Annotated in this window: 24 protein-coding genes and 1 riboswitch; of the genes, 14 read left to right on the plus strand and 10 right to left on the minus strand. The window is 62.8% G+C overall.

Annotation, left to right across the window (positions count from 1 at the left end; genetic code table 11):
• Positions 1–33: 33 nt before the first annotated feature.
• Positions 34–498: a Fur family transcriptional regulator gene (locus tag ACQCST_RS13485; RefSeq protein ID WP_426996264.1), complete on the plus strand. Its 465-nt coding sequence runs from the start codon at positions 34–36 to the stop codon at positions 496–498.
• A gap of 11 nt (positions 499–509) precedes the next feature.
• Here the strand turns inward: ACQCST_RS13485 and ACQCST_RS13490 are convergent, their stop codons facing one another.
• The 6 genes from ACQCST_RS13490 to ACQCST_RS13515 all read right to left on the minus strand — a co-directional run bounded on the left by ACQCST_RS13490 (position 510) and on the right by ACQCST_RS13515 (position 7,497).
• Positions 510–1,385, minus strand: a complete 876-nt coding sequence (locus ACQCST_RS13490) for a metal ABC transporter permease (RefSeq protein WP_426996265.1) — start codon at positions 1,383–1,385, stop codon at positions 510–512.
• Positions 1,386–2,201 (minus strand): metal ABC transporter ATP-binding protein, encoded by an 816-nt coding sequence (locus ACQCST_RS13495; RefSeq protein WP_426996266.1) that lies wholly within the window; start codon positions 2,199–2,201, stop codon positions 1,386–1,388.
• Positions 2,198–3,187, minus strand: coding sequence for a metal ABC transporter solute-binding protein, Zn/Mn family (locus tag ACQCST_RS13500; protein ID WP_426996267.1), 990 nt, complete (start codon positions 3,185–3,187; stop codon positions 2,198–2,200). Before ACQCST_RS13500 ends, ACQCST_RS13495 begins: the two co-directional genes overlap by 4 nt.
• Before the next feature lie 166 nt (positions 3,188–3,353).
• Complete coding sequence (locus ACQCST_RS13505) at positions 3,354–4,424, minus strand: hemolysin family protein (RefSeq protein ID WP_426996268.1); 1,071 nt, start codon at positions 4,422–4,424, stop codon at positions 3,354–3,356.
• Complete coding sequence (locus ACQCST_RS13510) at positions 4,421–5,755, minus strand: hemolysin family protein (protein WP_426996269.1); 1,335 nt, start codon at positions 5,753–5,755, stop codon at positions 4,421–4,423. The genes ACQCST_RS13505 and ACQCST_RS13510 overlap by 4 nt, the downstream gene beginning before the upstream one ends.
• A 272-nt stretch (positions 5,756–6,027) precedes the next feature.
• The gene (locus ACQCST_RS13515; RefSeq protein WP_426996270.1) at positions 6,028–7,497 is read right to left on the minus strand and encodes a GuaB1 family IMP dehydrogenase-related protein; all 1,470 of its coding nucleotides are present in this window, start codon (positions 7,495–7,497) and stop codon (positions 6,028–6,030) included.
• 278 nt (positions 7,498–7,775) lie between these two features.
• Between ACQCST_RS13515 and ACQCST_RS13520 the strand changes: the two genes are divergently transcribed.
• The 5 genes from ACQCST_RS13520 (at position 7,776) to ACQCST_RS13540 (ending at position 14,114) form a co-directional block, all read left to right on the plus strand.
• Positions 7,776–11,573 carry a multifunctional oxoglutarate decarboxylase/oxoglutarate dehydrogenase thiamine pyrophosphate-binding subunit/dihydrolipoyllysine-residue succinyltransferase subunit gene (locus ACQCST_RS13520; RefSeq protein WP_426996271.1) on the plus strand — a complete coding sequence of 1,266 codons (3,798 nt, stop codon included), beginning with the start codon at positions 7,776–7,778 and terminating at the stop codon, positions 11,571–11,573.
• Between the two features lie 174 nt (positions 11,574–11,747).
• A complete protein-coding gene (locus ACQCST_RS13525) occupies positions 11,748–12,347 on the plus strand; it encodes a GDSL-type esterase/lipase family protein (protein WP_426996272.1) in 600 nt (199 codons plus the stop codon).
• Between the two features lie 99 nt (positions 12,348–12,446).
• A complete protein-coding gene (locus ACQCST_RS13530) occupies positions 12,447–13,274 on the plus strand; it encodes a DUF4097 family beta strand repeat-containing protein (RefSeq protein ID WP_426996273.1) in 828 nt (275 codons plus the stop codon).
• Complete coding sequence (locus tag ACQCST_RS13535; RefSeq protein ID WP_426996274.1) at positions 13,274–13,888, plus strand: PadR family transcriptional regulator; 615 nt, start codon at positions 13,274–13,276, stop codon at positions 13,886–13,888. Before ACQCST_RS13530 ends, ACQCST_RS13535 begins: the two co-directional genes overlap by 1 nt.
• A 151-nt stretch (positions 13,889–14,039) precedes the next feature.
• Positions 14,040–14,114 carry a 50S ribosomal protein bL37 gene (locus ACQCST_RS13540; RefSeq protein WP_104061284.1) on the plus strand — a complete coding sequence of 25 codons (75 nt, stop codon included), beginning with the start codon at positions 14,040–14,042 and terminating at the stop codon, positions 14,112–14,114.
• A gap of 95 nt (positions 14,115–14,209) precedes the next feature.
• Here ACQCST_RS13540 and rsrA read toward each other — a convergent pair whose 3' ends face one another.
• Positions 14,210–14,470 (minus strand): mycothiol system anti-sigma-R factor, encoded by a 261-nt coding sequence (rsrA, locus tag ACQCST_RS13545; RefSeq protein WP_426996275.1) that lies wholly within the window; start codon positions 14,468–14,470, stop codon positions 14,210–14,212.
• A complete protein-coding gene (locus ACQCST_RS13550; RefSeq protein ID WP_426996276.1) occupies positions 14,467–15,366 on the minus strand; it encodes a sigma-70 family RNA polymerase sigma factor in 900 nt (299 codons plus the stop codon). Before ACQCST_RS13550 ends, rsrA begins: the two co-directional genes overlap by 4 nt.
• Positions 15,367–15,530: 164 nt before the next feature.
• On the opposite strand from ACQCST_RS13550, the gene ACQCST_RS13555 reads away from it, so the two are divergent.
• The 7 genes from ACQCST_RS13555 to ACQCST_RS13585 all read left to right on the plus strand — a co-directional run bounded on the left by ACQCST_RS13555 (position 15,531) and on the right by ACQCST_RS13585 (position 22,890).
• Positions 15,531–16,079 (plus strand): DoxX family protein, encoded by a 549-nt coding sequence (locus tag ACQCST_RS13555; RefSeq protein WP_426996277.1) that lies wholly within the window; start codon positions 15,531–15,533, stop codon positions 16,077–16,079.
• A 6-nt stretch (positions 16,080–16,085) separates the two neighbouring features.
• On the plus strand, positions 16,086–17,492 hold the full coding sequence (aroA, locus tag ACQCST_RS13560; protein WP_426996278.1) for a 3-phosphoshikimate 1-carboxyvinyltransferase: 1,407 nt from the start codon (positions 16,086–16,088) through the stop codon (positions 17,490–17,492).
• A gap of 3 nt (positions 17,493–17,495) precedes the next feature.
• Positions 17,496–18,608: a ribosome small subunit-dependent GTPase A gene (gene rsgA / locus ACQCST_RS13565; RefSeq protein ID WP_426999181.1), complete on the plus strand. Its 1,113-nt coding sequence runs from the start codon at positions 17,496–17,498 to the stop codon at positions 18,606–18,608.
• Between the two features lie 66 nt (positions 18,609–18,674).
• The gene (gene hisN / locus ACQCST_RS13570; protein WP_426996279.1) at positions 18,675–19,487 is read left to right on the plus strand and encodes a histidinol-phosphatase; all 813 of its coding nucleotides are present in this window, start codon (positions 18,675–18,677) and stop codon (positions 19,485–19,487) included.
• A 168-nt stretch (positions 19,488–19,655) separates the two neighbouring features.
• A riboswitch (SAM riboswitch) is annotated at positions 19,656–19,769 on the plus strand.
• 34 nt (positions 19,770–19,803) lie between these two features.
• On the plus strand, positions 19,804–21,213 hold the full coding sequence (locus ACQCST_RS13575) for an aminotransferase class V-fold PLP-dependent enzyme (protein ID WP_426996280.1): 1,410 nt from the start codon (positions 19,804–19,806) through the stop codon (positions 21,211–21,213).
• A gap of 174 nt (positions 21,214–21,387) precedes the next feature.
• On the plus strand, positions 21,388–22,146 hold the full coding sequence (locus tag ACQCST_RS13580) for a class I SAM-dependent methyltransferase (RefSeq protein WP_426996281.1): 759 nt from the start codon (positions 21,388–21,390) through the stop codon (positions 22,144–22,146).
• A 30-nt stretch (positions 22,147–22,176) separates the two neighbouring features.
• Positions 22,177–22,890, plus strand: coding sequence for a metal-dependent transcriptional regulator (locus ACQCST_RS13585; RefSeq protein WP_426996282.1), 714 nt, complete (start codon positions 22,177–22,179; stop codon positions 22,888–22,890).
• A gap of 98 nt (positions 22,891–22,988) precedes the next feature.
• Here ACQCST_RS13585 and ACQCST_RS13590 read toward each other — a convergent pair whose 3' ends face one another.
• Both ACQCST_RS13590 and ACQCST_RS13595 read right to left on the minus strand, forming a co-directional pair.
• Positions 22,989–23,162, minus strand: coding sequence for a hypothetical protein (locus ACQCST_RS13590; RefSeq protein ID WP_426996283.1), 174 nt, complete (start codon positions 23,160–23,162; stop codon positions 22,989–22,991).
• A gap of 51 nt (positions 23,163–23,213) precedes the next feature.
• Positions 23,214–23,411 (minus strand): hypothetical protein, encoded by a 198-nt coding sequence (locus tag ACQCST_RS13595; RefSeq protein ID WP_426996284.1) that lies wholly within the window; start codon positions 23,409–23,411, stop codon positions 23,214–23,216.
• Positions 23,412–23,845: 434 nt separating this feature from the next.
• Between ACQCST_RS13595 and ACQCST_RS13600 the strand changes: the two genes are divergently transcribed.
• On the plus strand, positions 23,846–24,235 hold the full coding sequence (locus tag ACQCST_RS13600; protein WP_426996285.1) for a hypothetical protein: 390 nt from the start codon (positions 23,846–23,848) through the stop codon (positions 24,233–24,235).
• Positions 24,236–24,526 lie beyond the last annotated feature (291 nt).

Genomic DNA, 24,526 nt, shown 5'->3' on the forward strand with positions numbered 1-24,526 from the left:
TTTGCCACCATCCTCAGGGAAGCGAGTCCATCCATGCCACATGGCGTCCAAGCTGACGGCACACCGCCATCAACCCCGGCTGCCACCGGGGGCAAGGAGCAGCGTGTCACCAAACAACGGCGTGCTGTCAGTGCAGCCCTGGATGAGCTGGACGACTTCGTGAGCACCCAGGAGCTGTACCGGATTCTGCAGAATCAGGGCGTGTCCGTGTCACTGGCCACGGCATACCGGATCCTGCAGTCGCTGGCCGACGACGGACTGGTCGATGTGCTCCGCAACGGCGACGGCGAGGCCGTGTACCGCCGTTGCGCCGTGACCGGTCATCACCACCATCTGCTGTGCCGGAGCTGCGGCAAGGCCGTGGAAGTCGAGGCCCCTGCAGTGGAAACCTGGGCCGCCCGCACGGCAAAGCAACACGGATTCACCGAGGTGGCCCACACCGTGGAGATCTACGGGCTCTGCCCCGACTGCACTGCCAGAAAAGCCGCCGGCGGCTGAGCGGTGCGGCCTTAGACTTTTTGCAGGATGCGCCCGTTGTGCCCCCGCCTGGCGCGGACGCTTCCGACGGACCGGCACGCCACGTAGATGAGGAATGACAGCGTGGTCACATAGGGGCTGATGGGAATTCTGCCGCCCAGTGCCAGCAGGATTCCACCAACCGTCGCCGTGATGGCGAAAACCACACTGAGGAGCACCACAAGGCGCGGCGACGACGTCACCCGCAGCGCAGCGGCGGCCGGGGTAATCAGCAGGGCAAGGACCAGCAGCGCGCCCACCACCTGGATGGAAAGGGCGACGCTCACGCCGAGGAGCACCATAAACACGATGCCGAGCGCCCGGACAGGAACTCCTCGGGCTTCTGCCAGTTCCGGATCGACGCTTGCGAAACTGAGCGGCCGCCAGATGGCAGCCAACGCAATCATCACCACAACGGCCGTACCGGCCAGGGCCTGCAACTGAACAGTGTCCACAGACACAATCTGGCCGGTCAGCAGGCCGAACTTGTTAGCAGCCCGTCCTTCGTATAGCGCCAGGAACAGGATGCCCAGCCCCAGGCCGAACGGCATGATCACGCCGATGATCGAATTCTTGTCCCTGGCACGGACGCCCATCAGCCCCAGAAGCAGCGCAGCGGCCACCGATCCGATGAGCGAACCAAACACCACATCGGCACCGATCAGCAAGGCAAAAGCGGCGCCGGCGAATGATAGTTCAGAAATGCCGTGCACTGCGAAAGCGAGGTCACGCTTCATCACAAAGGTGCCTACCAGACCGCCCAGCAGGCCCAACACGGCGCCCGCCCAGATCGAGTTCTGCACCAGAGTGAGCAGCTCGCCGTAGTTGTCAAAATTGAACGTGGCCTGCAGAAAGGCGTCAAGATCCACTTAGACTGACTCCCCTGTCGCCGCATGCGCGTCGTCATGGTGGTGGGTGGTGGCGTCAGGGAGTCCGACGACGACGATTCTTCCGTTGGCATGAATCACTTCGACGTGGCTGTTGTACAGCTCCGAGAGGACCTCGGTGGTCATGACTTCCTGTGGCGTACCCACCCGGAACCGGCCGCCGGCCAGATACAGCACACGGTCCACGTAGTCCATGATGGGGTTGATTTCATGGGTCACAAATACCACTGCGCTGTTTTGATCATGGCACTGTTTGTTGATCAGGGCACTCACCGCCTGCTGGTGATGAAGGTCCAGGGATAACAGGGGCTCGTCACACAGCAGCACCTCAGGCGCGGCGGCGAGCGCCTGAGCCACGCGCAATCGCTGCTGTTCGCCGCCGGACAGCTGGCCTACCGGAACCTTGGCATAGTCTGACGCACCCACGAGCTCAAGCAGTCTGTCGATTCTGCGGTTGGCTGCGGCTGTTCCCACCCGCATCCCCCAGCGGTGGCCGTCCACGCCCAGACCCACCAGATCACGTGCCCGGATAGGCGTGTCCTGGGCGAATGATTTCTGCTGTGGGATGTAACCGATCAGCCGGCTGCCGCGTTCCACGGGGTGGCCGCCAAGACGCACTGTGCCTGAATGAAGTTCCTGCAGACCCAGCAGCACCTTGAGGAAACTCGTCTTTCCGCTGCCGTTCGGTCCGAGCACGGCGAAGAACTCACCGGGCATTATGTCAAGATCGAGACCTTCCCAGAGCGCCCGCTTTCCGAACTTCAGAGATGCTCCCCGCAGGCTGACAACTGGATTCAACGATTCTTCTCCAAGGCATTGCTGATGTTCTCAACATTGTCCGTCATCCACTGCACGTATGTCTTGCCGTCCGGCAGCGTTTCACTGAAGTTGACCACCGGGACACCGGCGCTTTCGGCAGCTTTCTTGAGTGCTTCGGTCTGCGGGCCGTCTGTCTGTTCGTTGTAGGCCAGGAATCCCAGCTCCGCGGAACCAGCCAGGTCGGTGGCTGCCTTGAGTACGGCCGGCGGCACGTCGGTGCCTTCTTCGATGGCTGAACTGTATTCGGAGGGTGTTTTGTTCGCCAATCCTGCAGCTTCGAGCAGATAGACCGGAACTGGCTCAGTAACGGCCACGGGGGCAGCATCGTGGCCGGCCTTAATGCCATTCAGTTTGCCGGAAAGTTCTCTCAGGCCGGATTTGAAGGCCTCGGAATTGGCGGTGAAAGTGGCAGCTGCGGCGCCGTCCAAAGTGGCCAGCCTGGCAGCCACGGCGTCTGCTACTTTTGCCATCGCGTCCATGCTGTACCAGACGTGTTCGTTGAACGCCCCGTGGTTGTGGTCGTGTCCGTCTGAGTGGGAGTCTGCGGATCCGCCGGCCGCCACAGTGGCATGATCGTCCTCCGTTGCCAGCCCCGACACGTCAACCGCGCTGATGATATTGCTGTGGGGAATGTTGCTGTCGTCTGCCATCTTGTGGATGAACCCGTCGTAGCCGCCGCCGTTTTCAACAATCAGCGCAGCCTTGGAAATGACAAGCCTGTCCTGTGCAGTGGCTTCGTAGGAATGGGGGTCCTGGCTCGTCTTGGTGATAATGGCCCGGACATTGACCTTTTCCCCGCCGATCGCCTTCACGATGTCGCCGTACACATTGGTGGACGCGACCACTTCGATCCTTTCCCCTGCCGCGGAAGGCTGGGCGCCTCCGGCCGCCGTTCCACAGCCGGTCAGCAGCAGGCTGAGGCCGGCAAAGGCGGCAAGGGAAGTACGGACGGCGGTACGGCGCACGGGAAACCTCGGATCTTTCTCAGGGGATCATGGACTCTTGCAACCCCACAAGTCTAACCCTAGATGGGAATGATTCCTATTTAGATGTTGGGGGCGGGCCGAGCTGCTTCGTGCCAGGTTCAGCCCGCCCCTCGGTCCCGCGGTAAGGCAGGCCCGGCCCGGGAGTCTATTCACCGTCCGGCTGCCCCAACCTCCGGATGCCGGTGGCCTGGGTTGCATCCCTGATCTCGCCAACCAGCTGTTCAATCACATCTTCAAGGAACAAGACTCCCTGTGTCCGTCCGTCAGGACCGATGACACGGGCCAGATGCGAGCCGGTCCGCTGCATGACGGACATGGCCTTCTCGATCTCGTCATCCAGCGCCAAGTTGGCAAGCGAGCGGATCCGACTCTCAGCGATGGGATGCTGATAGCCCGCTTCAGCGATCGACAGCACATCCTTGATGTGCAGGTAGCCTGACAGCAGCCCGTCCTCGTCGAGCATCGGAAACCGCGAGAACCCGGTCCGGCTGACGGCCTTCTCGAATTCGAGGGGCGTAGTTGCCGCCTTCATCAGGACCAGTTTGTCGAGCGGGACCATGATGCGCGAAGCCGTGTGCTCCGAAAACTCCAGGGCACCTGTTATCAGGCCGGCATCATCATCCACCAGGCCGTGGCGGGTGGACTCCTGCAGGATCGACTGGACCTCCTCGAGCGTAAAGGACGAGTTGACCTCGTCCTTCGGCTCGATCCGCATCAGCTTCAGGATGTGGTTGGCAGACCAGTTCAGTGCAGAAATGACGGGATTCACCAGACGGGCAACGTACATGAGCGGCGGTGCCAGCAAAAGCGCCGCCTTGTCAGCCACCGACACCGAAATGTTCTTCGGCACCATCTCGCCGAACGTCACGTGCAGGAAAGTCACGGTCAGCAGCGCAACGCCGAATGCCACGACGTCCGCGATCTCCACGGGCACGCCCACCGCTTCCAGCGGCACAGCCATCAGATGGTGGATTGCCGGCTCTGCCACCTGCAGGATCAGCAGCGAACAGACGGTGATGCCCAGCTGTGCACACGCCAGCATCAGCGAGACGTTTTCCATTGCCCGCAATGTGGTCTGTGCCCTTTTGGAACCGGCTTCGGCCAGCGGCTCGATCTGGCTCCGTCGTGCGGACATAACGGCAAATTCGGCGCCAACAAAAAAGGCATTGCCTAACAGCAGCACCACCAGCCAGAATATTCCTGCCCAGTCGCTCATTCCGTGCTCCCCATGTCCGCAGGCTCAGCGCTTTCCGCCCGAAACGGCCGGAAGCAGATCCTGTCTATTCGCCGCCCGTCCATCCGTGTCACGCTCAGGGTTCCCCCGCCGACGTCGACGGTATCCCCCACGGCCGCGATGCGCCCAAGCTCGCTCATGACGTAACCGCCCACCGTTTCATAGGCGGATTCATCCGGCACAGACAGACCCGGGACCTGTTCGGACAGCTCATCGGGCCGCAGCAGTCCCGGGAAGTACCAGTCGCCCGACGCGCTCTGGAGCAGACCGGGCCGCACTTTGTCGTGTTCGTCGGCTACTTCCCCCACGATTTCCTCAACCAGGTCTTCGAGCGTAGCAATGCCGGCGGTTCCACCGTACTCGTCAAGCACAACGGCAAGCTGCAGATTTCCTTCACGGAGCTCCGCCAACAGGGCGTCCAAATGAATGGTCTCAGGCACACGGAGAACATCCGTCATGATGGCGCCGGCTTCAAGATTCGGCCGCCGATCAGACGGAACGGCTATCGCTTTTTTGACGTGGACCAGGCCACGGATGTCATCGGCGGAATCGCCGATGACCGGAAACCGCGAATACCCGGTACGCCGGGCTGCCTCCACAATGTCAGAGACCGGCTGTTCGGCGTCGATGGTCTCCACCCGGATTCTGGGTGTCATGACATCCGCTGCGGTCCGGCCGGAGAACTTCAGCGTCCTGGCCACGAAGTTTGCCGTACCGGCGTCGAGCGTGCCCATGGCGGCAGACCGCCGCACCAGGGACGCCAGCTCTGCCGGGGTACGTGCGCCGGATATTTCTTCTTTGGCTTCAAGGCCGAAAATATTCAGCACCTTGTTGGAAAAACCGTTCAGCACCACAATCGCCGGTTTGAAAATTGCCGTGAAAACCAGCTGCGGCCTGGCCAGCACTTTGCCCAGGGGAAAGGCCAGGGCGATTGCCATGTTCTTGGGCACAAGTTCGCCCAGCAGCATGGACAGAAGTGTGGCCAGTGCCATCGCCAGGATGAGGGAAACGGACGCCGCTGCAGCGTCCGGAAGACCTGTTGCCGCGAGCGGGCCCTCCAGCAGCTTGCCGACGGAGGGCTGCATCACATAGCCGGTGAGCAGGGTGGTGAGCGTGATTCCGAGCTGACAACTGGATAACTGGGTGGAGAGGGATTTGAGGCATTTGAGCAGCGGAACCGCCGCAGTGTCGCCATTTTCTATGGCGCGTTGCACTGTGGCCTGGTCGAGGGCAATGAGGGAAAATTCGACGGCGACAAAAAACCCCGTGCCGAAGATCAGCAGGAGTCCTGCCGCAAGAAGGAGCCACTCCATTCAGCAGCCCGCTTTGAAGGCGATGTGCGTGAGGATCCGGGCGGAGCTTCCCGGCGGAGGCCGATCAGCGGCAGCCGACGATGTTTCCCGGACGGCTCCGGCCTGGTGGAGTGCCGGAGAGTGATGGGCGCGTGAACGGGGTTTGCCGGCTCTGTGGGTGAACTGTGCGGTGCTGTGGTACTTGCTCCGCTGACAGCCCCCAGGCCGGCACCTAGATTTACTGTCCATAAGAGTTGCAGTCTACAGGAGGCGCCGCCTGCGCGGGTCCGGCGTCACCAGCTCTGCTGTAGCGGGCGGCCTTCCTCATAGCCGGCCGCTGATTGGATCCCCACCACGGCCCTTTCGCGGAAGCCGGACAGGTCCACCGCCCCGGAATAGCTCATTGAACTGCGCAGCCCTGAAGTGATCATGTCCACCAGGTCTTCAACCCCGGGCCTTGCCGGATCCAGATACATCCGCGAGGTGGAGATGCCTTCCTCAAACAGCGCCTTGCGGTCCTTTTCGAAGGCGTCCTCGCGCTGGTTGCGGTTCTGTACGGCACGCGCGGACGCCATTCCGAAGCTTTCCTTGAACTGGCGGCCGTTTGCATCCATCTGGAGGTCACCGGGGCTTTCATGGGTTCCGGCGAACCAGGAGCCGATCATCACCTGGCTCGCTCCCGCCGCCAGCGCCAGCGCCACATCCCGCGGATACCGGACGCCGCCGTCGGCCCATACATGGCCGCCCGCCGCGCGGGCTGCCGCTGAACACTCGAGAACGGCCGAAAACTGCGGACGCCCCACGGCAGTCATCATGCGGGTGGTGCACATCGCGCCGGGGCCCACCCCCACCTTCACGATGTCCGCGCCCGCTTCGATGAGTTCGCGGGTGGCCCCGGCGGTGACTACGTTGCCGGCAACCACCGGCACACCAGGGTTCAGGCTCCTGACTGCCGCCAGGGCGTCAAACATCTTCTGCTGGTGGCCGTGCGCGGTGTCAATCACCAGGACGTCGACACCGGCCTCCAGCAGGGCAGCCGCCCGGCCTGCCACATCGCCATTAATCCCGACGGCGGCCGCCACCTTGAGCCTGCCGGCTGTATCAAGCGCCGGACGGTAGAGAGTGGAGCGCAATGCACCTTTCCGGGTCAGCGCACCGGCGAGCCGGGCGCCGTCGTGGACGGCGGCGAAGTCGGTCCCGGCCCTGTCCATGGCCCCGAACGCCGCCCGCAGGAGACTGTCCCTGCGGGGATCAGCCGCCCGGCCTGCCTCGAGCCCGGCGGGATCAAGCACCAGAGGCTGGTGCCTGACGACTGAAGCCAGTGAGGCAAAACGGTCCTGCCCCTCGCAGTCCGCGGCCCGGATAATGCCGGCGACCGCGCCATCGCTACCGACCACAACCACGGCACCGTGCGGCCGCTTCCCCATCAGGTGGATGGCATCGATCACGGTGTGGGACGGCGACAGGGTTACCGGCGTTTCAAAGACCGGGTGGCGCGACTTGATCCACCCGGTGACCTCGCGCAGCACCTCCAGGGGAACATCCTGGGGCAGTACCGCGAGCCCTCCCCGGCGGGCCAAGGTTTCTGCCATCCGCTTTCCGGTCACGGCTGTCATGTTTGCCACGACCAGCGGGATGGTGGACCCCGTTCCGTCATCTGCGGCGAGGTCTACATCGAGCCTGGAGGTGACCTCCGAGCGCGATGGAACCAGGAAGACATCCGAATAGGTCAGATCGGTGGACGGCTCATTCAGAAAGCGCACTGCTGCTCCTTGTCTGGTTGGTACCGGTGCGGGGCAAGCGGTACACAGTGCGAGTCTAGAGGAGGTCGCAGACAAGGCAACCGGACTGTTTGACGGCTATCCAAAGCATTACTCGCGCCACTTCATGATTTGAATCACCCTCATTGGCAGTTAAGCCGGAATGCTCACTAGACTGGCAGAGGTCTGGGTTCACAGGACGCAGAGACTGGTTCGATTGTTGTGCCTCGGCACCCAGGCGACCCGAGGGAATTCAAACTCATGGAAGAGGCGTATTTCAAGTGCCAGAGCAGCCCAGCCACCGTCTGCCAGAGGAATTTGGCGGAAACGAGTGGCTCGTTGACGAACTGTACGAGCGTTACCAGCAGGACAAGAATACGGTTGACGCCAAGTGGTGGCCCCTGTTCGAATCCTTCGATGCCGGAGATGGTTCTTCTTCCAACGGGAATTCGGCGTCCGCCGTCGCCCACCCTGCCACCAGGGAACTTCCGGCAGTAGCTCCGTCTACGCCGGCAGCGTCCGCTCCCCCTGCGGCTCCGGCAGTTCCTCCTGCTGCTCCGGCAGCGGCCGCCTCCACTCCAAGCAAAAAGGCGCCGGCAACGGTTGCCCGGGACGGCGCAAGGAAGCCCGACTCCGGCACCGGATCGCAGCCTATCCCCGCCCAGCTCCCCAAGAATGTCAAGGCTCCCACGGCGCCTGAGGAAGACGTCGTCTCCGTGCTCCGCGGCCCGGCCAAGGCCATTGCGACCAACATGGTCATGAGCCTGGAAGTCCCCACCGCCACCAGCGTCCGTGCGATCCCCGCCAAGCTGCTGATCGACAACCGGGTGGTCATCAACTCCAACCTCGCGCGTGCACGAGGCGGCAAGGTCTCCTTCACACACCTGATCGGCTACGCGGTCATCCGTGCACTGTCCCAGTTCCCGTCGATGAACGTCTACTACGACGAAATCGACGGCAAGCCTGTCGCGGTCCAGCCTGCCCACGTCAACTTCGGCATTGCGATTGACATGCCCAAGCCTGACGGCACCCGCCTCCTGATGGTGCCCAACATCAAGAAGGCCGAAACACTCAACTTCTCAGAGTTCTGGCATACCTATGAGGACCTCATCAAGCGTGCCCGCGCCGGCAAGCTGACTGCTGACGACCACTCAGGAACCACAGTCTCCCTCACCAACCCGGGCGGAATCGGCACCGTGCACTCCGTGCCCCGCCTTTCCAAGGGCCAGGCTGCCATCATCGGCGTCGGAGCGCTGGACTACCCGGCAGAATTCCAGGGTGCCAGCCAGAAGATCATTGCGCAGAACGCCATCAGCAAGGTACTCACGCTGACCTCCACGTACGACCACCGGGTCATCCAGGGAGCGGGCAGCGGCGAGTTCCTTAAGCTCGTGCACCAGCTCCTGCTCGGCGCCCAGAACTTCTACGACGAAATTTTCGAGTCACTCCGCATCCCGTATGAGCCGGTACGCTGGAGCCCTGACCTGCAGGTCGACCCGGCCGATGAGATCAACAAGGTTGCCCGGATCCAGCAGCTGATCCACTCCTACCGCGTCCGCGGCCACCTGATGGCGGACACGGATCCGCTGGAGTACGTCCAGCGCAAGCACCCCGACCTCGACGTCCTGACCTATGGCCTGACGCTCTGGGACCTGGACCGCGAATGGCCCACAGGCGGCTTCGGCGGCAAGCCGATGCTCGCATTCCGGGACATTCTGGGCGTTCTCCGCGATGCCTACTGCCGTACCACAGGCATCGAGTACATGCATATCCAGGAGCCGGCGGAACGCAAGTGGTTCCAGGACCAGCTGGAGCACCCGTACTCCAAGCCGAGCCGCGAGGAACAGCTTCGCATCGTGTCCAAGCTCAATGCTGCCGAGGCCTTCGAGACCTTCCTTCAGACCAAGTTCGTTGGCCAGAAGCGCTTCTCCCTCGAAGGCGGCGAGTCCCTGATTCCGCTGCTTGACGCCATCATCTCCGGCGCAGCTGACGACGGCCTCGACGAAGTGGCCATCGGCATGGCCCACCGTGGCCGCCTCAACGTGCTGACCAACATTGCCGGCAAGACCTACGCCCAGGTCTTCCGTGAGTTCGAAGGAACACAGGACCCCCGCTCCGTCCAGGGCTCCGGCGACGTCAAGTACCACTTGGGGACCGAAGGAACGTTCACCTCGGACAACGGCAAGGAGACCAAGGTTTACCTGGCCGCCAATCCCTCGCACCTTGAGGCCGTGGATTCCGTGCTGGAAGGCATCGTCCGCGCCAAGCAGGACCGTCTGGACCAGGGCGAAGCCTTCCCTGTTCTGCCCATCATGGTCCACGGCGACGCCGCTTTCGCCGGCCAGGGTGTTGTTGCGGAAACCCTCAACCTCTCGCAGCTGCGCGGCTACCGGACCGGCGGAACCATCCATGTGGTGGTCAATAACCAGGTGGGCTTCACCACGGCGCCGTCCTCATCACGTTCCTCCACGTATTCCACCGATGTTGCCAAGATGATCCAGGCACCGGTATTCCACGTGAACGGCGACGATCCCGAAGCCGTGGTGCGCATCGCCCAGCTCGCATACGAGTTCCGCCAGCGCTTCCACAAGGATGTTGTCATCGACATGGTGTGCTACCGCCGCCGTGGCCACAACGAGGGCGACGACCCCTCCATGACACAGCCCCTCATGTATAACCTGATTGAAGCCAAGCGCTCTGTCCGCAAGCTGTACACGGAATCGCTGATCGGCCGTGGCGATATCACGGAAGAAGAGGCAGAGCAGCTCCTGCGTGACTACCAGGAGCGCCTGGAACGGGTCTTCGCTGAGACGCATGCGGCGCAGACCTCGCCTATCCCGATCATCACAGCTGACTCCGCGGCCGTGTCCGACATAGAGCGCCCGACTGCCCAGCAGGCAGACGTCGGCACCAACGCGCCGGCTTCCACGGCCATCTCCGCGGATACCCTCGCCCGGATCGGCATGGCGCACCTTGAGGTGCCCGATGGCTTCACGGTCCACGCCAAGCTCAAGCAGTTGTTGGAAAAGCGCGAGCAGATGTCCCGCGAAGGCGGCATCGACTGGGGCTTCGGTGAGATCGCAGCCTTCGGCTCGCTGATCATGGAGGGCGTGCCCGTCCGCCTCGCCGGTCAGGACTCCCGCCGTGGCACGTTCGTCCAGCGCCACGCCGTGTTCCATGACCGGGCCAACGGCAACGAATGGTTGCCCCTGGGCAATCTCACGGATGACCAGGCCAAGCTGTGGATCTACGATTCCCTGCTGTCGGAATACGCGGCCATGGGCTTCGAGTACGGCTACTCGGTGGAGCGTCCGGACGCCCTCGTGCTCTGGGAAGCGCAGTTCGGCGACTTCGTCAACGGTGCACAGACCATCATCGATGAGTTCATCTCCTCGGCCGAGCAGAAGTGGGGCCAGCGTTCATCACTTGTGCTGATGCTGCCTCACGGATACGAAGGCCAGGGGCCGGACCACTCCTCGGCCCGGATTGAGCGCTTCCTGCTGATGTGCGCAGAAGAGAACATGGTTGTGGCCAACCCCACCACCGCGGCCTCGCACTTCCATTTGCTCCGCCGGCAGGCCTACAGCAGGCCGCGCAAGCCGCTGATCGTCTTCACACCGAAGCAGTTGCTTCGCCTCAAGGGGGCGGCATCGGCGGTTGAGGACTTCACCAACGGAGGGTTTAAGCCGGTCATCGGCGAGCATGAGGCCTTGGCCGCTGACGCCGTCGAACGCGTATTGCTGGTCTCCGGCCGCCTGTATTACGATTTGCTGTCAACCCGGCAGAAGACGGAAAACAAATCGACGGCGATTGTACGTGTGGAGCAGCTCTACCCGTTGCCGACGGCCTTGATCGAAGCGGAACTTGCCAAGTACCCGAACGCCGAAGTGGTCTGGGCACAGGACGAGCCCGCCAACCAGGGTCCATGGCCGTTCATGGGCCTGAACTTGCCTGCCGCCCTGGACCGTACGGTGCGCCTCGTTTCCCGTCCTGCTTCTGCCTCCACAGCAGCCGGTTCCATGAAACGCCACGCGGCTGAGCAGGATGCACTCCTCAAGCAGGCATTTGCACGGAAGTAGCGATCAGGCTGCCCGGCCGGACGTCGAAATACGCGACTCCTGCCGGGCAGTTCTGTTTAATGGGATGGGGCCGCCGTCAGGCGCGGTCCTCAACCGCTGTTTTTCCAGACTTGGAGGAGCAAGCGCCGAAGAATCAGCGCTGGAGCTATTCAGCACGTAAGTAAAGAGGAACTTGTGGAAGACAGGAAGCTGCGGATTGCGGCTGTTGGCGATGAACTGCTGGCTGGACTCGGGGATCCTCGGGCACTCGGCTGGCTCGGCCGGGTGCTGGCCCGCACTCCGCAGGATGGCATGTCCCTTGAGAGCTACGCACTCCCCTGTCCCCAGGAAGGAACCGAAGGGTTGGCGATACGCTGGCAGGAGGAAGCACGCCGGCGTTTCAGCGACCACCACGAGAACCGCCTGGTCATCGGGCTGTCGGGCCGCGACGTTGAATTCGGACTCTCCACAGCACGCAGCCGGCTAAATCTGGCCAACATCCTGGACTCCGCTACTCAAAACAAGATCGAAGTCTTCGTTGTGGGGCCGCCACCAACACTTGATCCGACGCAGAACCGCCGGCTGGGCGAGCTGAATACGGCATTCGCCGATGTCACCACTCGCCGCAAACACCTGTATGTGGACACGTTTTCCCCGCTGCTCAACCATGAACAGTGGCGTCAGGATCTGGCTGCAAACGGCGGCACGCCGGGGCAGGCCGGCTACGGGCTGATGGCCTGGCTGGTTCTGCACCGTGGATGGTTCCAGTGGCTGGGCATGGACTCTCCCGAGTAAAGCCTCGCCACCGTCGTTTCGCGATATATCTTGACCTTTCGAATATCGCGATATATCGTGAAGTCACTAGTCGCGATATATCGCAATCTCGGAGGAATCATGGCAGAGAACACCTGGACCGTCGCCGGCCCGCAGACCATCGACATCGACGGCGTCACATCGCTCAAGCTCGGCATCGTCCGCGGCCGCTTCGACGTCGTCAACCACGGAGACGACGTCGCCCGGGTTGAGGTCTCCGAGATCCACGGCGATCCGCTGAGCGTCAGCTTGGTTGACGGCCGCCTCGAGGTCCGGCATCAGCTCCACGGCGCCCAGGGCTGGTTCAAGAACCTCATGGGCACTGTCAACAACAACAGCAGCAACTCAGTGGTCATCAGCATCGCGCTGCCCGCCGGCGTCGATGTTGAGGCCGGTACGGTCAGCGGCGATGGCCTGGTGTCCGGCATCAGCGGGCACACCAGACTCAACACCGTGTCCGGGTCCGTCATGGCAGACGGGACCTCCGGTGAACTCCACGTCAACACGGTGAGCGGGGAGGTCATCGCCCGCAACCACGACGGCGTCCTGACCGCCAAGAGCGTCTCTGGCGAAGTCACCGCGTCCGGACTCTTCAGCAATATCCGGGCCAATACCGTCAGCGGGGACATGAGTTTTGACCTGCACGGCTTCACCCACGATTTCGGTGCGAACTCAGTTTCCGGCGATGTGACCATCCGGCTTCCGCATGATGTGGGTGCGGACATCGTGGCCAAGTCGGCCAGCGGCACCGTGGTGATTGACGAGCAAAAGTACACGCAGCCAGGCAGCAAGATCCAGACTATCTCCGGGCCCGATGACAAGCTAATGCTGGTCCGGACCAACTCGGTGTCCGGCAAGACGTCCATCTTCCACGGCCCGCTTCCGGCAAACACCCAAGCGGGTTCCTGATGGCACCCGTCTTCGCCCACGGAGCCCTGCGCCTGTATCTCCTTGCCCTACTGGAATCCGGGCCTAAACACGGATACGAACTCATCAAAGCGCTGAGCGAACGTTTTGGCGGCACCTATTCCCCCAGCGCCGGCACCATCTACCCCCGCCTCGGCAAATTGGAGGAGGAAGGCCTGGTGGCCACGGAGTCAGAGGGGCGCCGCACAAAATACCGCATCACTGTGGCAGGACTGGCGGAGTTGAACGGCCGCCGCGATGAACTGGAAGGTGTCGAAAACGACATTTCAGCGTCGGTCCGACGGCTCGCTGACAACCTCCGGGAGGACATCCGCAGCAATATGCGCGGCTTGCGGGCGGATCTGGCAGCCACGGCCGAGGCCGCACGCGCCACGGCACGCTCCGCTGATTTCCTCTTACGCGAACCCAGGTATTCCACTGAGGGTCACCGCATGCTCCAAGAGACCGAGATGCTACTGCAGGCGTTCCGTGACGATCTCCGGGTGGAGCTGCGGGTTCATGCCAGTGCACGGCCTATCAGTCCCGTCACCCTCGAAACGGTCAAAACGGTACTGGAGCAAGCTCGGATCTCCATCAGGAACTCGCTGAAAGGCTGAACTGTGAACATTGTCTGGAGCTCCTGTGAACCCGATGCCGCGGTGGCCCAGGATCCGGGGTCAACCAAGGGAGTCCCGGTTCGCGGCCCGTCCCGTGATGTGGGAGACTTGAGGGCAGCTCTTTTGAGTACCAATATTAAGGAGGCCAGCTATGAGCAAACGTGCACGCAAACGTCGTGACCGTAAGCGTGGCGGCGCGAACCACGGCAAGCGCCCCAACGCCTAAGCAAAAAGCCTGGAATGACGGCTTAAGCAAAGGACCCCGAAACCACATGGTTTCCGGGGTCCTTTGCTTTTCCCTTGGCTCTGCGCAGCCCGGTGTCAGGCGTCAACCTGCCTGATCGAGTGGATCCTGTCCAGAATGGCATTCTTCAGGTTCTCCGGTGCGGCCTCAGTGCATGAGCGCTTTACCATGTTTCGGATGACACATTCGAGGTCGTACTGCTGAAGGCACTCGGGGCAGTCATCCAGATGGTGTTTAATTTCCGCAATATCCTCCCGGGTCAGAGCACCGTCAAGATATTCATAGATGCGTTGCATCCGGGTGTCATCGCAATCGCCCAGTCCTTGGCAGTCGCTCATTTCCTGTTCTCCTGTTTTGTGCTTCCGGCCGCTTCGTTGAGGTCAACTGCGGTTTTGAATCCCCGTTCGGCGGCATAGTCCGCCAGCATGTCCCGCAGCATTTTCCGGCCGCGGTGGAGCCTTGACATTACAGTCCCGATGGGGGTGTTCATGATGTCTGAAATTTCTTTGTACGCGAAGCCCTCAACATCAGCGAAGTACACGGCAAGGCGAAACTCTTCGGGGATGGACTGGAGTGCGCGCTTGACGTCCGAGTCCGGAAGGTGATCCAACGCCTCGGCCTCGGCCGAACGTAGCCCGGCGGAGGTGTGCGAGCCCGCCCTTGCCAGCTGCCAGTCCTCGATGGTGTCCGAGTTCGACTGCAGCGGTTCGCGCTGCCGTTTGCGGTACAGGTTGATGTAGGTGTTTGTGAGGATCCGGTACAGCCAGGCCTTAAGGTTGGTGCCCGGTTTGTACTGATGGAACGCCGAAAAGGCCTTGGTATAGGCCTCCTGGACCAGGTCCTCGGCGTCAGCCGGATTCCGGGCCATCCGCATGGCTGCTGAATATAGCTGATCCACGTACTGCATGGCATCGCGTTCAAACCGGATGCGCCGGTCCTCAGGGCTCTCGGCTGCGATATCAACGTCCTGCTCCGCCGAGCCGGGCGTCCGGGCACCGGGTTCTGCAGGCGCGGGTTGAATCGGCTCAATCCCGCCTGAGGGTGCACTGCTGGCGGTGGCGTCGTTTCCGGCGGCCTCATACATGGCCGCGACGGCCGGATCCATGGTGCTCATCGCTGCCAAGTCTACTGTGATGTGTTGCCACCTACGGGCGCCAAACTTTTCGGCTCCCGGCTCCAGTGACTGAAGCCCTACAGGACCCGGCAGGTCAACAGTGTCCTTCACCAATGTCAAAGCTCCATCTCCGCTCCGTGTTCCGGCAATAGTGTGTTGAAGGCCAATCCCCCCCGGACCCGTTCTTCATAACCGCGGACGGCAGGCAAATATTCCCCAAAAGTGCAAGACTAGAACCGGCTCTGCCGCAATTTTCCGCGGTTCGTCACTTCAGGAGGAAAGCCATGTCATTTGTCCGTTTTCTCGCTCGGCCCATGTTGGCCTCCAGTTTTGTTCTCGCAGGTCTGGACAAGCTAAAGAACGCGGATGACACGGCGGAACAGCTCTCTCCAATGCTGCGACGTGCGTCGGAATCACTTCCTTTCCCCACCAGCGAAAAAGTACTGGCCCGTGTCATCGGCGGTACCCAGGTGGGCGCCGGTGTCCTTTTCGCCCTCGGGAAATACGCACGGCTATCGGCTACAGTCCTGGCAGTCATTTCAGCGCTTAACACCTTTGTGGAATGGCGCAGCGCGGATATAAGCACGAAGGAAGGCCGCGAGGCACGCCGCAATCAACTCCTGAAAAGCATTTCCCTGACCGGCGGCGTGCTGCTGGCCTCGGTAGACACCGCAGGCAAGCCCAGCCTGGCGTGGCGGGCAGAACACTTCACGGCGGACGCCAAAAAGAACGCGAACCAGCTGGCGGCGGAGGCCAAGAAGACCACCGGAAAACAGCTTCACAAGGCAGACAAGGCCGTCCGCAAGGCTGTAGACCACGCGGTTGGAGCCTAAGCACGAATGAGCGGAACCGCTGCTGCTTCACCCCCCATCCCGCCCACGGAATCCGGGCCTCACTGGCCAGCCCCCTACGCGAACGGCCCTGTGGACGCCACCATCACAGTCCCCGGCTCAAAATCGCTGACCAACAGGTACCTGGTTCTGGCAGCCCTGGCCGACGGTCCGTCCAGGCTGCGCGCTCCGCTTCACTCCCGGGATTCTGCGCTGATGATCGACGCACTGCGCCAGCTGGGCGCCACCATCACGGAAGTCCCCGGCGACGGGACGTTTGGCCCCGACCTCGACGTCACCCCCATCGGCCAGGAACTACCGGCCACCGCCGCTGCCATCGATTGTGGTCTGGCCGGCACAGTGATGAGGTTCGTCCCGCCCATGGCAGCGCTCCGTAACGGCGTTACCGTCTTCGACGGCGATCCCCATGCCCGGAAAAGGCCGATGAGAACCACCATTGAAGCCCTTGTTGCCTTGGGTGTAGCTGTTACTGCCGAGGACGGCGGTGCGCCGTCCTCGCTGCCTTTCCGGGTGGAAGGAACGGGCGAAGTCCGAGGCGGCCACCTGGTCATTGACGCCAGCGCTTCATCCCAGTTTGTGTCTGCGCTCCTGCTGGTGGGCGCCCGGTTTACTGACGGTCTCCACCTCGAACACGTGGGCAAAACGGTGCCGAGCCTGGACCACATCAACATGACCGTGGCGGTGCTGCGGGGCGTGGGCGTTTCCGTGGATGACTCGGTCCCGGATCACTGGATCGTTACCCCCGGGGTTATCGCTGCCTTCGACCAGCGGATCGAGCAGGACCTGTCCAATGCCGGCCCGTTTCTGGCCGCCGCGCTGGCATCAAGGGGAACCGTCCGGATTCCGGGCTGGCCTGCAAAGACTACCCAGGTGGGCGACCTCTGGCGGAGCATACTCAGCGATATGGGGGCCACCGTCAGCCTGGCGGAAGGCATACTCACGGTCACCGGCGGGCCGGAGATCAAGGGTGCCGAATTCGCCGAGACCAGCGAACTTGCTCCCACCGTGGCTGCGCTGTGTGCGCTGGCCTCCGGCCCCTCGAGGCTCAGCGGAATCGGTCATCTCCGAGGTCATGAAACCGACCGTCTTGCCGCGCTTGTAACTGAAATCAACCGCCTGGGCGGCGACGCAGAGGAAACCAGCGACGGCCTGGTGATCAGGCCCGCACCACTCCACGCCGGCGTCGTGCACAGCTATGCAGACCACCGGATGGCCACCGCGGGCGCCATCCTCGGCCTTGCTGTGAAGGGCATCGAAGTGCAGGACATCGCCACCACAGCCAAGACCATGCCTGACTTTCCGCAACTGTGGGCCGACATGCTGGCGCAGGGCCGGCAGGCAACCGGCACCGCCGGGGAACAATTTAGTGGCGAACACAGTGGGGCGGACAGGTGAATGGTGGCACGCAGCACTGATTCGTGGGACGAATCCGACGTCCGGATCCGCCCCAGCAAAAAGGGGTCACGGCCCCGTACCAAGGACCGGCCGAGCCATGACGACGCCGTCACGGGCAGGATCATCACTGTGGACCGCGGGCGCTACACGGCTGTGGTTGGTGAAGATTCGGGGAACGAACGGATCATCATTGCTGCCAGGGCGCGGGAGCTGAGGCGCTCTCCCGTAGTAGCCGGCGACTTCGTCTCGCTCGTTGGAGACGTGACCGGAGACCCGGACACGCTGGCCCGGCTTGTCAGGATCCAGGACCGCAGAACCCTGCTGCGCCGCAGCGCCGACGACACAGACCCCATTGAGCGGGCCGTAGTAGCCAATGCCGACCAGCTGGTGGTGGTGGTGGCTGCGGCCAACCCTGAACCGCGGACCGGCTTCATCGACCGCGCCCTCGTGGCGGCATACGACGCCGGCATCGAGCCGCTGCTGCTTGTCACCAAAGCGGACGTGAAGGATCCCACAGAGCTGCTCGCCAACTACAAGCACCTGGATTTCCCGGTAATCATCAGCCGCACCGCCGATTCCTCAGCCTCAGGCATCGACGCCCGCTCCGACGACGGGCTCTCCGCCCGTCTGGACCGTGATGCCGTGTCACAGCTCCGCGCCTATCTCGATGGCAAAGTCACCGTTATGCTGGGCCATTCCGGCGTCGGCAAATCCACCATGGTCAATGCGTTGACGGGGGCCGAACGGGCCACGGGCGGGGTCAACGCCGTCACCGGGCGTGGCCGCCACACGTCGTCGTCGGCCCTGGCCCTGAAGCTCAATGACGCACCTACAGGGAGCTGGATCATCGACACCCCGGGTATCCGGTCCTTTGGCCTGGCGCACGTGGATCCGGACCGGATCCTGCGTTCGTTCCCTGATCTGGAGCCCGGAACGGAGGCCTGTGAACGTGGCTGCAAGCACAACTCCAGCGCCGTCAACTGCGGGGTTGACGCATGGGTTGCGGCTGGTCATGCGGGCCCCACGGGTGCAGCACGGCTGGCGTCACTGCGGCGCCTGCTCGGCACCGACCCGCGGATGGAAGCACAGGAAACCAAGGAACTTGGCGTCACGTAGCACCCGCGGGACGCTCCCCCTGCGGGACATCCCCGCCGCTGGAGGCTTTGACGGTAGTTTGGAACCATGATCCAACCCGCTTCGAGCTACAACGATGACCTGCGCCTCGCCCATGTACTGGCTGACTCAGTGGATGACCAGACCATGGGCCGCTTCAAGGCGCTTGACCTTCAGATCGAAACCAAGCCTGATCTGACGCCGGTCACCGACGCCGACAAAGCCGCGGAAGAATCAATCCGCGGCCAACTTTCACGTTCACGACCCCGCGATGCCGTACTCGGTGAAGAGTTTGGCAGCTCCGGACATGGTTCCCGCCGCTGGATCATCGATCCGATCGACGGTACCAAGAACTTTATCCGGGGCGTTCCTGTCTGGGCAACGCTGATCGCCCTTATCGATGAGGGTGAGCCGGTGGTCGGAGTCGTCAGCGCCCCCGCCCTTGGCAAGCGCTGGTGGGCAGCCAAAGGAGCCGGCGCCTATATGGGACGGTCGTTGGCTGCCGCTACCCGGCTGCGCGTCTCCAATGTTTCAAGCCTGTCCGACGCCTCACTGTCATACTCGAGCCTGGGCGGATGGAAAGAGCGCGGTAATCTGGACGAGTTCCTGGGCCTGACCGAAGACGTCTGGCGGACAAGGGCGTACGGGGACTTCTGGTCCTACTGCATGGTGGCCGAAGGCTCGGTGGACATCGCCTGTGAACCGGAACTCAACCTCTACGACATGGCCGCCCTGGTGCCGATTGTCACCGAGGCGGGCGGGCGCTTCACCTCGCTCGAAGGTGCCGACGGTCCGTTTGGCGGCAACGCGCTGGCCACCAACTCGATACTCCATTCGGAAGTCCTCAAACGCCTCAATCCGGAACTGGACGATCTTCTGTAGAACAGCTGATGCTGGATTCTGCGAAATAATCGACGGCGGACACTCCAACTCAGGGGTGTCCGCCGTCGTTTGTTCGTAATTTGGAAGATTTTCCGTCGCAGCGTAACAATCGGCTTAACATTGCAGGCGCCTTTTCATCGGTCGCAATCATGTCCTAGGCTCGTAGCAGGTCACGAGTGCCAGCGCTAAACCCCGGTTTGCTGGCCGGCAACCCTCCTTTCGCGGCGGGGTGCCCCGGGTGACGACCTGGCCGGTCCGGAACGGACCCGGCAAGCGCGGATCCCCGGCATGTGGGGTCCCTTCCGAGCGAGGTCCCATGACTACAGCCCTTTTCACCCCCGCCTCCACCGCCGGGCTCTCAGACGGGCGCGCCGCTGTGTCCGGCCAACCGCTTTCTGCAGTCACCGGCGCGGAAATCCAGGCGCCCCTGATCCAGGGCGGACACGTCCGGTACGCGAACCTTGACTACGGCGCTTCCGCCCCCGCATTGTCAGTGGTTTCCGCATATCTCAACGAAATCCTGCCGTTTTACGCGAGCGTCCACCGCGGCGCCGGTTATGCCTCCCAGATCAGCACGTCCGTCTACGAGAATTCCCGCAGCATTGTCAGAGACTTCGTCGGCGGACGGCCCGACGACTCAGTGATATTCACCAGGAACACCACTGATTCCCTGAACCTCCTGGCCGGATGCCTCCCTGTCCAGGACGGACGCCACACCGGTGAGGTCCTGTACCTCGACATCGAACACCACGCCAATCTCCTGCCATGGCAGGGCGTTCCGCACCGAAGCGTGGTGGCTGCGGACACTCTTGCGGAAACCATCGAGGTCCTCCGCGCAGAGCTGCAGCAGGGCGGCGTCAGCCTGCTGGCCGTCACTGGTGCATCCAATGTGACTGGCGAGATCCTGCCCATCCGTACGCTTGCGGCGCTGGCACATGAATTCGGCGCCAGGATTGTGGTGGACGCCGCTCAGCTGGCGCCCCACCGCCGTATCAACATCAGCGCCGACGACGTCGATTACCTCGCCTTTTCCGGCCACAAGCTCTATGCACCCTTCGGCGCAGGTGTCCTGGTGGGCCGTCCGGACTGGCTCGACGCCGGAACCCCGCATCTTGCGGGAGGCGGCGCCGTGCGCGAAGCCAGACTGGACGGCGTCAGCTGGGCTACCGGGCCGGCCAGGCACGAGGGCGGTTCACCGAATGTGCTGGGCGCCGCTACGCTCGCCCGTGCCACGCAGGTGATTGCAGCACTTGATCCAGCGCAGTGGACCGCCCATGAAGCCACCATCCGGCAGTTCCTTGTGGAAGGACTGCAGGAAATTGACGGAATCAGCGTCCACCAGATCTTCAAAGACACGGATCAGAAGACAGGAACCATCGGGGTGGTGAACTTTTCGGTCGCCGGATACGACGCCGGGCTGGTCGCAGCGTACCTTTCGGCCGAGCACGGCGTGGGGCTCCGGGACGGCCGTTTCTGCGCGCACCCGCTCCTCAAACGCCTCGGGCTGCCGTCGGGCTCCCTGCGTGCCAGCTTCGGCGTGGGATCGCGTCTCGAGGACGCCCAGCGTCTGCTCGCCGGACTGGAAGAACTCCGCCAGACCGGGCTGGGTTGGGACTACGTAGTGGACTCCGGCCGCTGGATACCCGCCAACGACACCCGTAGCTATCCGGATTGGGCGCCCAACACCCCGGGTACCGCCGGCGCAGCCCCTTGCTCGGAGGACTAACTACTGAGGACCTGGGATCGGACACTAAGCCCTCAGGGCTGAGGTCCTAGGGTTGAGGTCCGGGCTGGCGGCGCCGGCTCTGTGCCCCGCATCCCCGGCGTCATGCATGGTGAGGTAGATTCGACAGGTACCTCGTTCCTGGGTACCTGTTGAAACTGGCGAAGGAGACGGCACGTGGCGCGGGGTGGCCCTAAACTGCAGCACGGACGCAGGCAGGAGCTCGGCCGGAGTTTCATGGATGGTGGCGAGCAGTATCACAGTGTGCGTCCCGGCTACCCGGCTGAGTCAGCTGACTGGCTGGTTCCTGCTGGCGCGCAGGACGCGGCAGACATCGGGGCGGGCACCGGAAAATTCACGGCCCTGCTTCTGGAGCGCGGGCTGACGGTCACCGCTGTTGACCCCTCTGCGGACATGCTGGGCCAGCTCCGGCTCACCTATCCGCACGTTGCGGCCATGCTTGGCACGGCGGAGGCAAGCGGACTGGCTGGCTCTGCTTTCGACATCGTCACTGTTGCCCAGGCATGGCACTGGTGCGACCCTCTCCTGGCCAGCACCGAGGCGGCCAGGATTCTCCGTCCGCATGGGATCCTTGGGCTGGTGTGGAACCAGCTGGACACCTCGGTCCCATGGGTGCACCGACTGTCCCGCATCATGCACGCAGGTGATGTGCTCAAGCCGGATTTCCGTCCGCAGGTGGGGCCGGAATTTGTCCAGTTGGAGAGCCACCTGACCCGATGGGAGGATTCACTCGGCACGGCGGATCTGCTCGAACTGGCCAAATCCAGGAGTTACTACCTGGCCGCCAGCCCGGCCACCCGCGCCAAAGTCCTCGGGAATCTGGACTGGTATCTTCATGGGCACCTCGGCCACACGGGCAATGAAACGGTGAGGGTGCCCTATCTGACCCAGACGTGGCGGGCCTTCAGGGCATAATGACCCGGACCACCGGGTAGGCTTGGACCCGTGAAGACCAGCGCACCCTCATCCTCGATCGAGGACTACGTCAAGGTCATCTATTCCTTTACGGAGTGGCAAGACAAGCCCATTACTTCCTCCCAGCTGGCACAACGGCTGGGCGTCGCCAACTCATCGGTTTCCGAGATGGTCCGCAAGCTGAAGGACCAGGGGCTGGTTGACCATAAACCGTACAGCGCCATCACACTTACGAAGGACGGTGTGCGGCTGGCACTGTCCATGGTCAGGCGCCACCGGCTGATCGAAACCTATCTGGTGAAGCAACTCGGCTACAGCTGGGATGAAGTCCATGACGAAGCCGAGCTGCTGGAGCATGCGGTCTCGGACACATTCATCGAACGGATGGCCGCCAAGCTCGGCAACCCGGAGCGGGACCCGCACGGCGATCCCATTCCGGCTGCAGATGGCACCATCAAGCTGCCCGATGCGCACCGGATGATCGAGCTGGACCAGGGACACACCGGCAGAATCACCCGGATCAGCGACGAAAACCCCGAGCTCCTCCGCTATCTGGCCGCCGAGGAAATTGATCTTGACGCTGCGGTCGAAATCATCGGGCGCAAACCCTTTGGCGGCGCGCTGGTGGTGCGCGTCAGGGCCTTGGGGGGACTCCGGGAGTACGATCTTGCGGATGAAGTGACGTCCGCCCTGTGGGTGCACAGTGACTCCCCTCATCCAGGCTGCCTGCTAGCGGAGAGCTGACTTGTAGTCCGGTTCCCTCCGCCACGCCACGCCCCACGGCTGATCAGCTCACTGGCTACCGCCGCACTCGGGCATCGCCGTCGTATGCCGGATCCCGCTCAGCTCACCACGGCCGCCGTCCGGATTCCCGCTGCGGAGGCTACGGCGACGAGCAGTGCGGCGCTGACGGTCATCGCCTGATGAAGTCCCGCCGTCGTGATTCCAGATCCCGTAGTCAGCCCGGCGAACGCAATGGCTACCAGTCCTGCGGCCCGGGCCGCAGCATTATTCACGGCGGATCCGATGCCGGCCTCTGGTGGGAACCGCACCGAGGACGGCCGTGCTCAGTGGCGCAACCGTGATTGCCGGCCCCAGTCCGAATTCCAGTAAGCCGGGAGCAGGGCGCCCCAGTGGTCCAACGGCGTCCGGACGTCCAGCAGCAGGAATCCTGCGGCGCACAGAAGCAGGCCCGTGGTCCTCAACCGACGCGGCCCGGCCCAGCTGGCCAGAACGGCGATGTAGGAAGAAAGGAGCAGAAGCATAAGCGTGCCTTTCCAGATGAAGGCGTACACGGTCCCGCCGAGGCCAGCGACGGCAAGGACCGCGCCCCACACGTCCCGGGTTGCACCAGGACAACCACGGGGTCTGTCGAGCGGAGACGGCCCAGTGCTGTAGCACCAGTCCGCCAGCAAGTTCCCGGCTGATTGCAGGGAGCGCAAGATTGACCACGGAACCATCCAAAATGACCATAAAGGAGGCCACTATGGCGCGTAGACAACTGTTCGCTGAAGTTGTGTGGACGCCACACGGTCACTGGCGGTCATGGCCGCCTTCCTGTGGGGTGGAGCAGCAATGTAGTGACGCGCCTAACATCGTCCCATTCAGGCCATCCGGTGGCGTTTTCAAGGGGGTCTGACCGCGGCCGGACCGGAACCTCCGGTACGGGCGGAGTCCCGGAATCCCGTATCGTTGAATGATGATTACCCGCCGCTCAGCCGCCCAGATTCTGGATATCTCCCTGGAAATGGCGCATCGTCACGGGCTGCCGCCACGCCTTACTGATGCCGAACTCACTGAGCTGCTGGACAATCCTCCGCAGTGGCTGGTCCAGTCCAAAGCCAACAGGACGGGCAAGCGCCCCGTCTGGGTCCAGTTGACCTGTGCTGTGTGCGGTTACTCCGAGGCGGCCCGTCCAAAGAAGTGGTGGCCACCGTTTACCTACGTCTGCTGCGCTGACCACCGTCCCGAAGACGTTCCTGAACCGGCAGCCGGCCTTGTCCGCAGTGAATATGAAGGTGTTGGTAGCCGTTTTGTGGGGATCGCGGATGTCTCCGTACCGGAAATCCCCAGTGGAGGAAGCCAGTAACGACGCAATCCGTTAACGACGGAAGCCCCGGACCAGGGTCCGGGGCTTCCGTCGTGATGTCTTGCAACATCGCAAAATGTGGAGATAAAGGTCGATTTTGGTGTGTATCAGTCTCAGACTTTGGCCACGAAGTGAAGCGAAGCTCGGCAGCCGCCCATGCACAGTGTCTCAGGCGTTGGCCAGGGACAGAACCGAAGATTCCAGATCACCCGTCCCAGAGACAGATTAGCGATTCCCTAGGCCAAAGGCTGCTGGCCGACAGGCCACGCTGTCCCGTGGCATACCTAGTCA

Source organism: Pseudarthrobacter sp. N5 (genome assembly GCF_050157035.1).
In the GTDB taxonomy this organism is placed as follows: Bacteria; Actinomycetota; Actinomycetes; order Actinomycetales; family Micrococcaceae; genus Arthrobacter.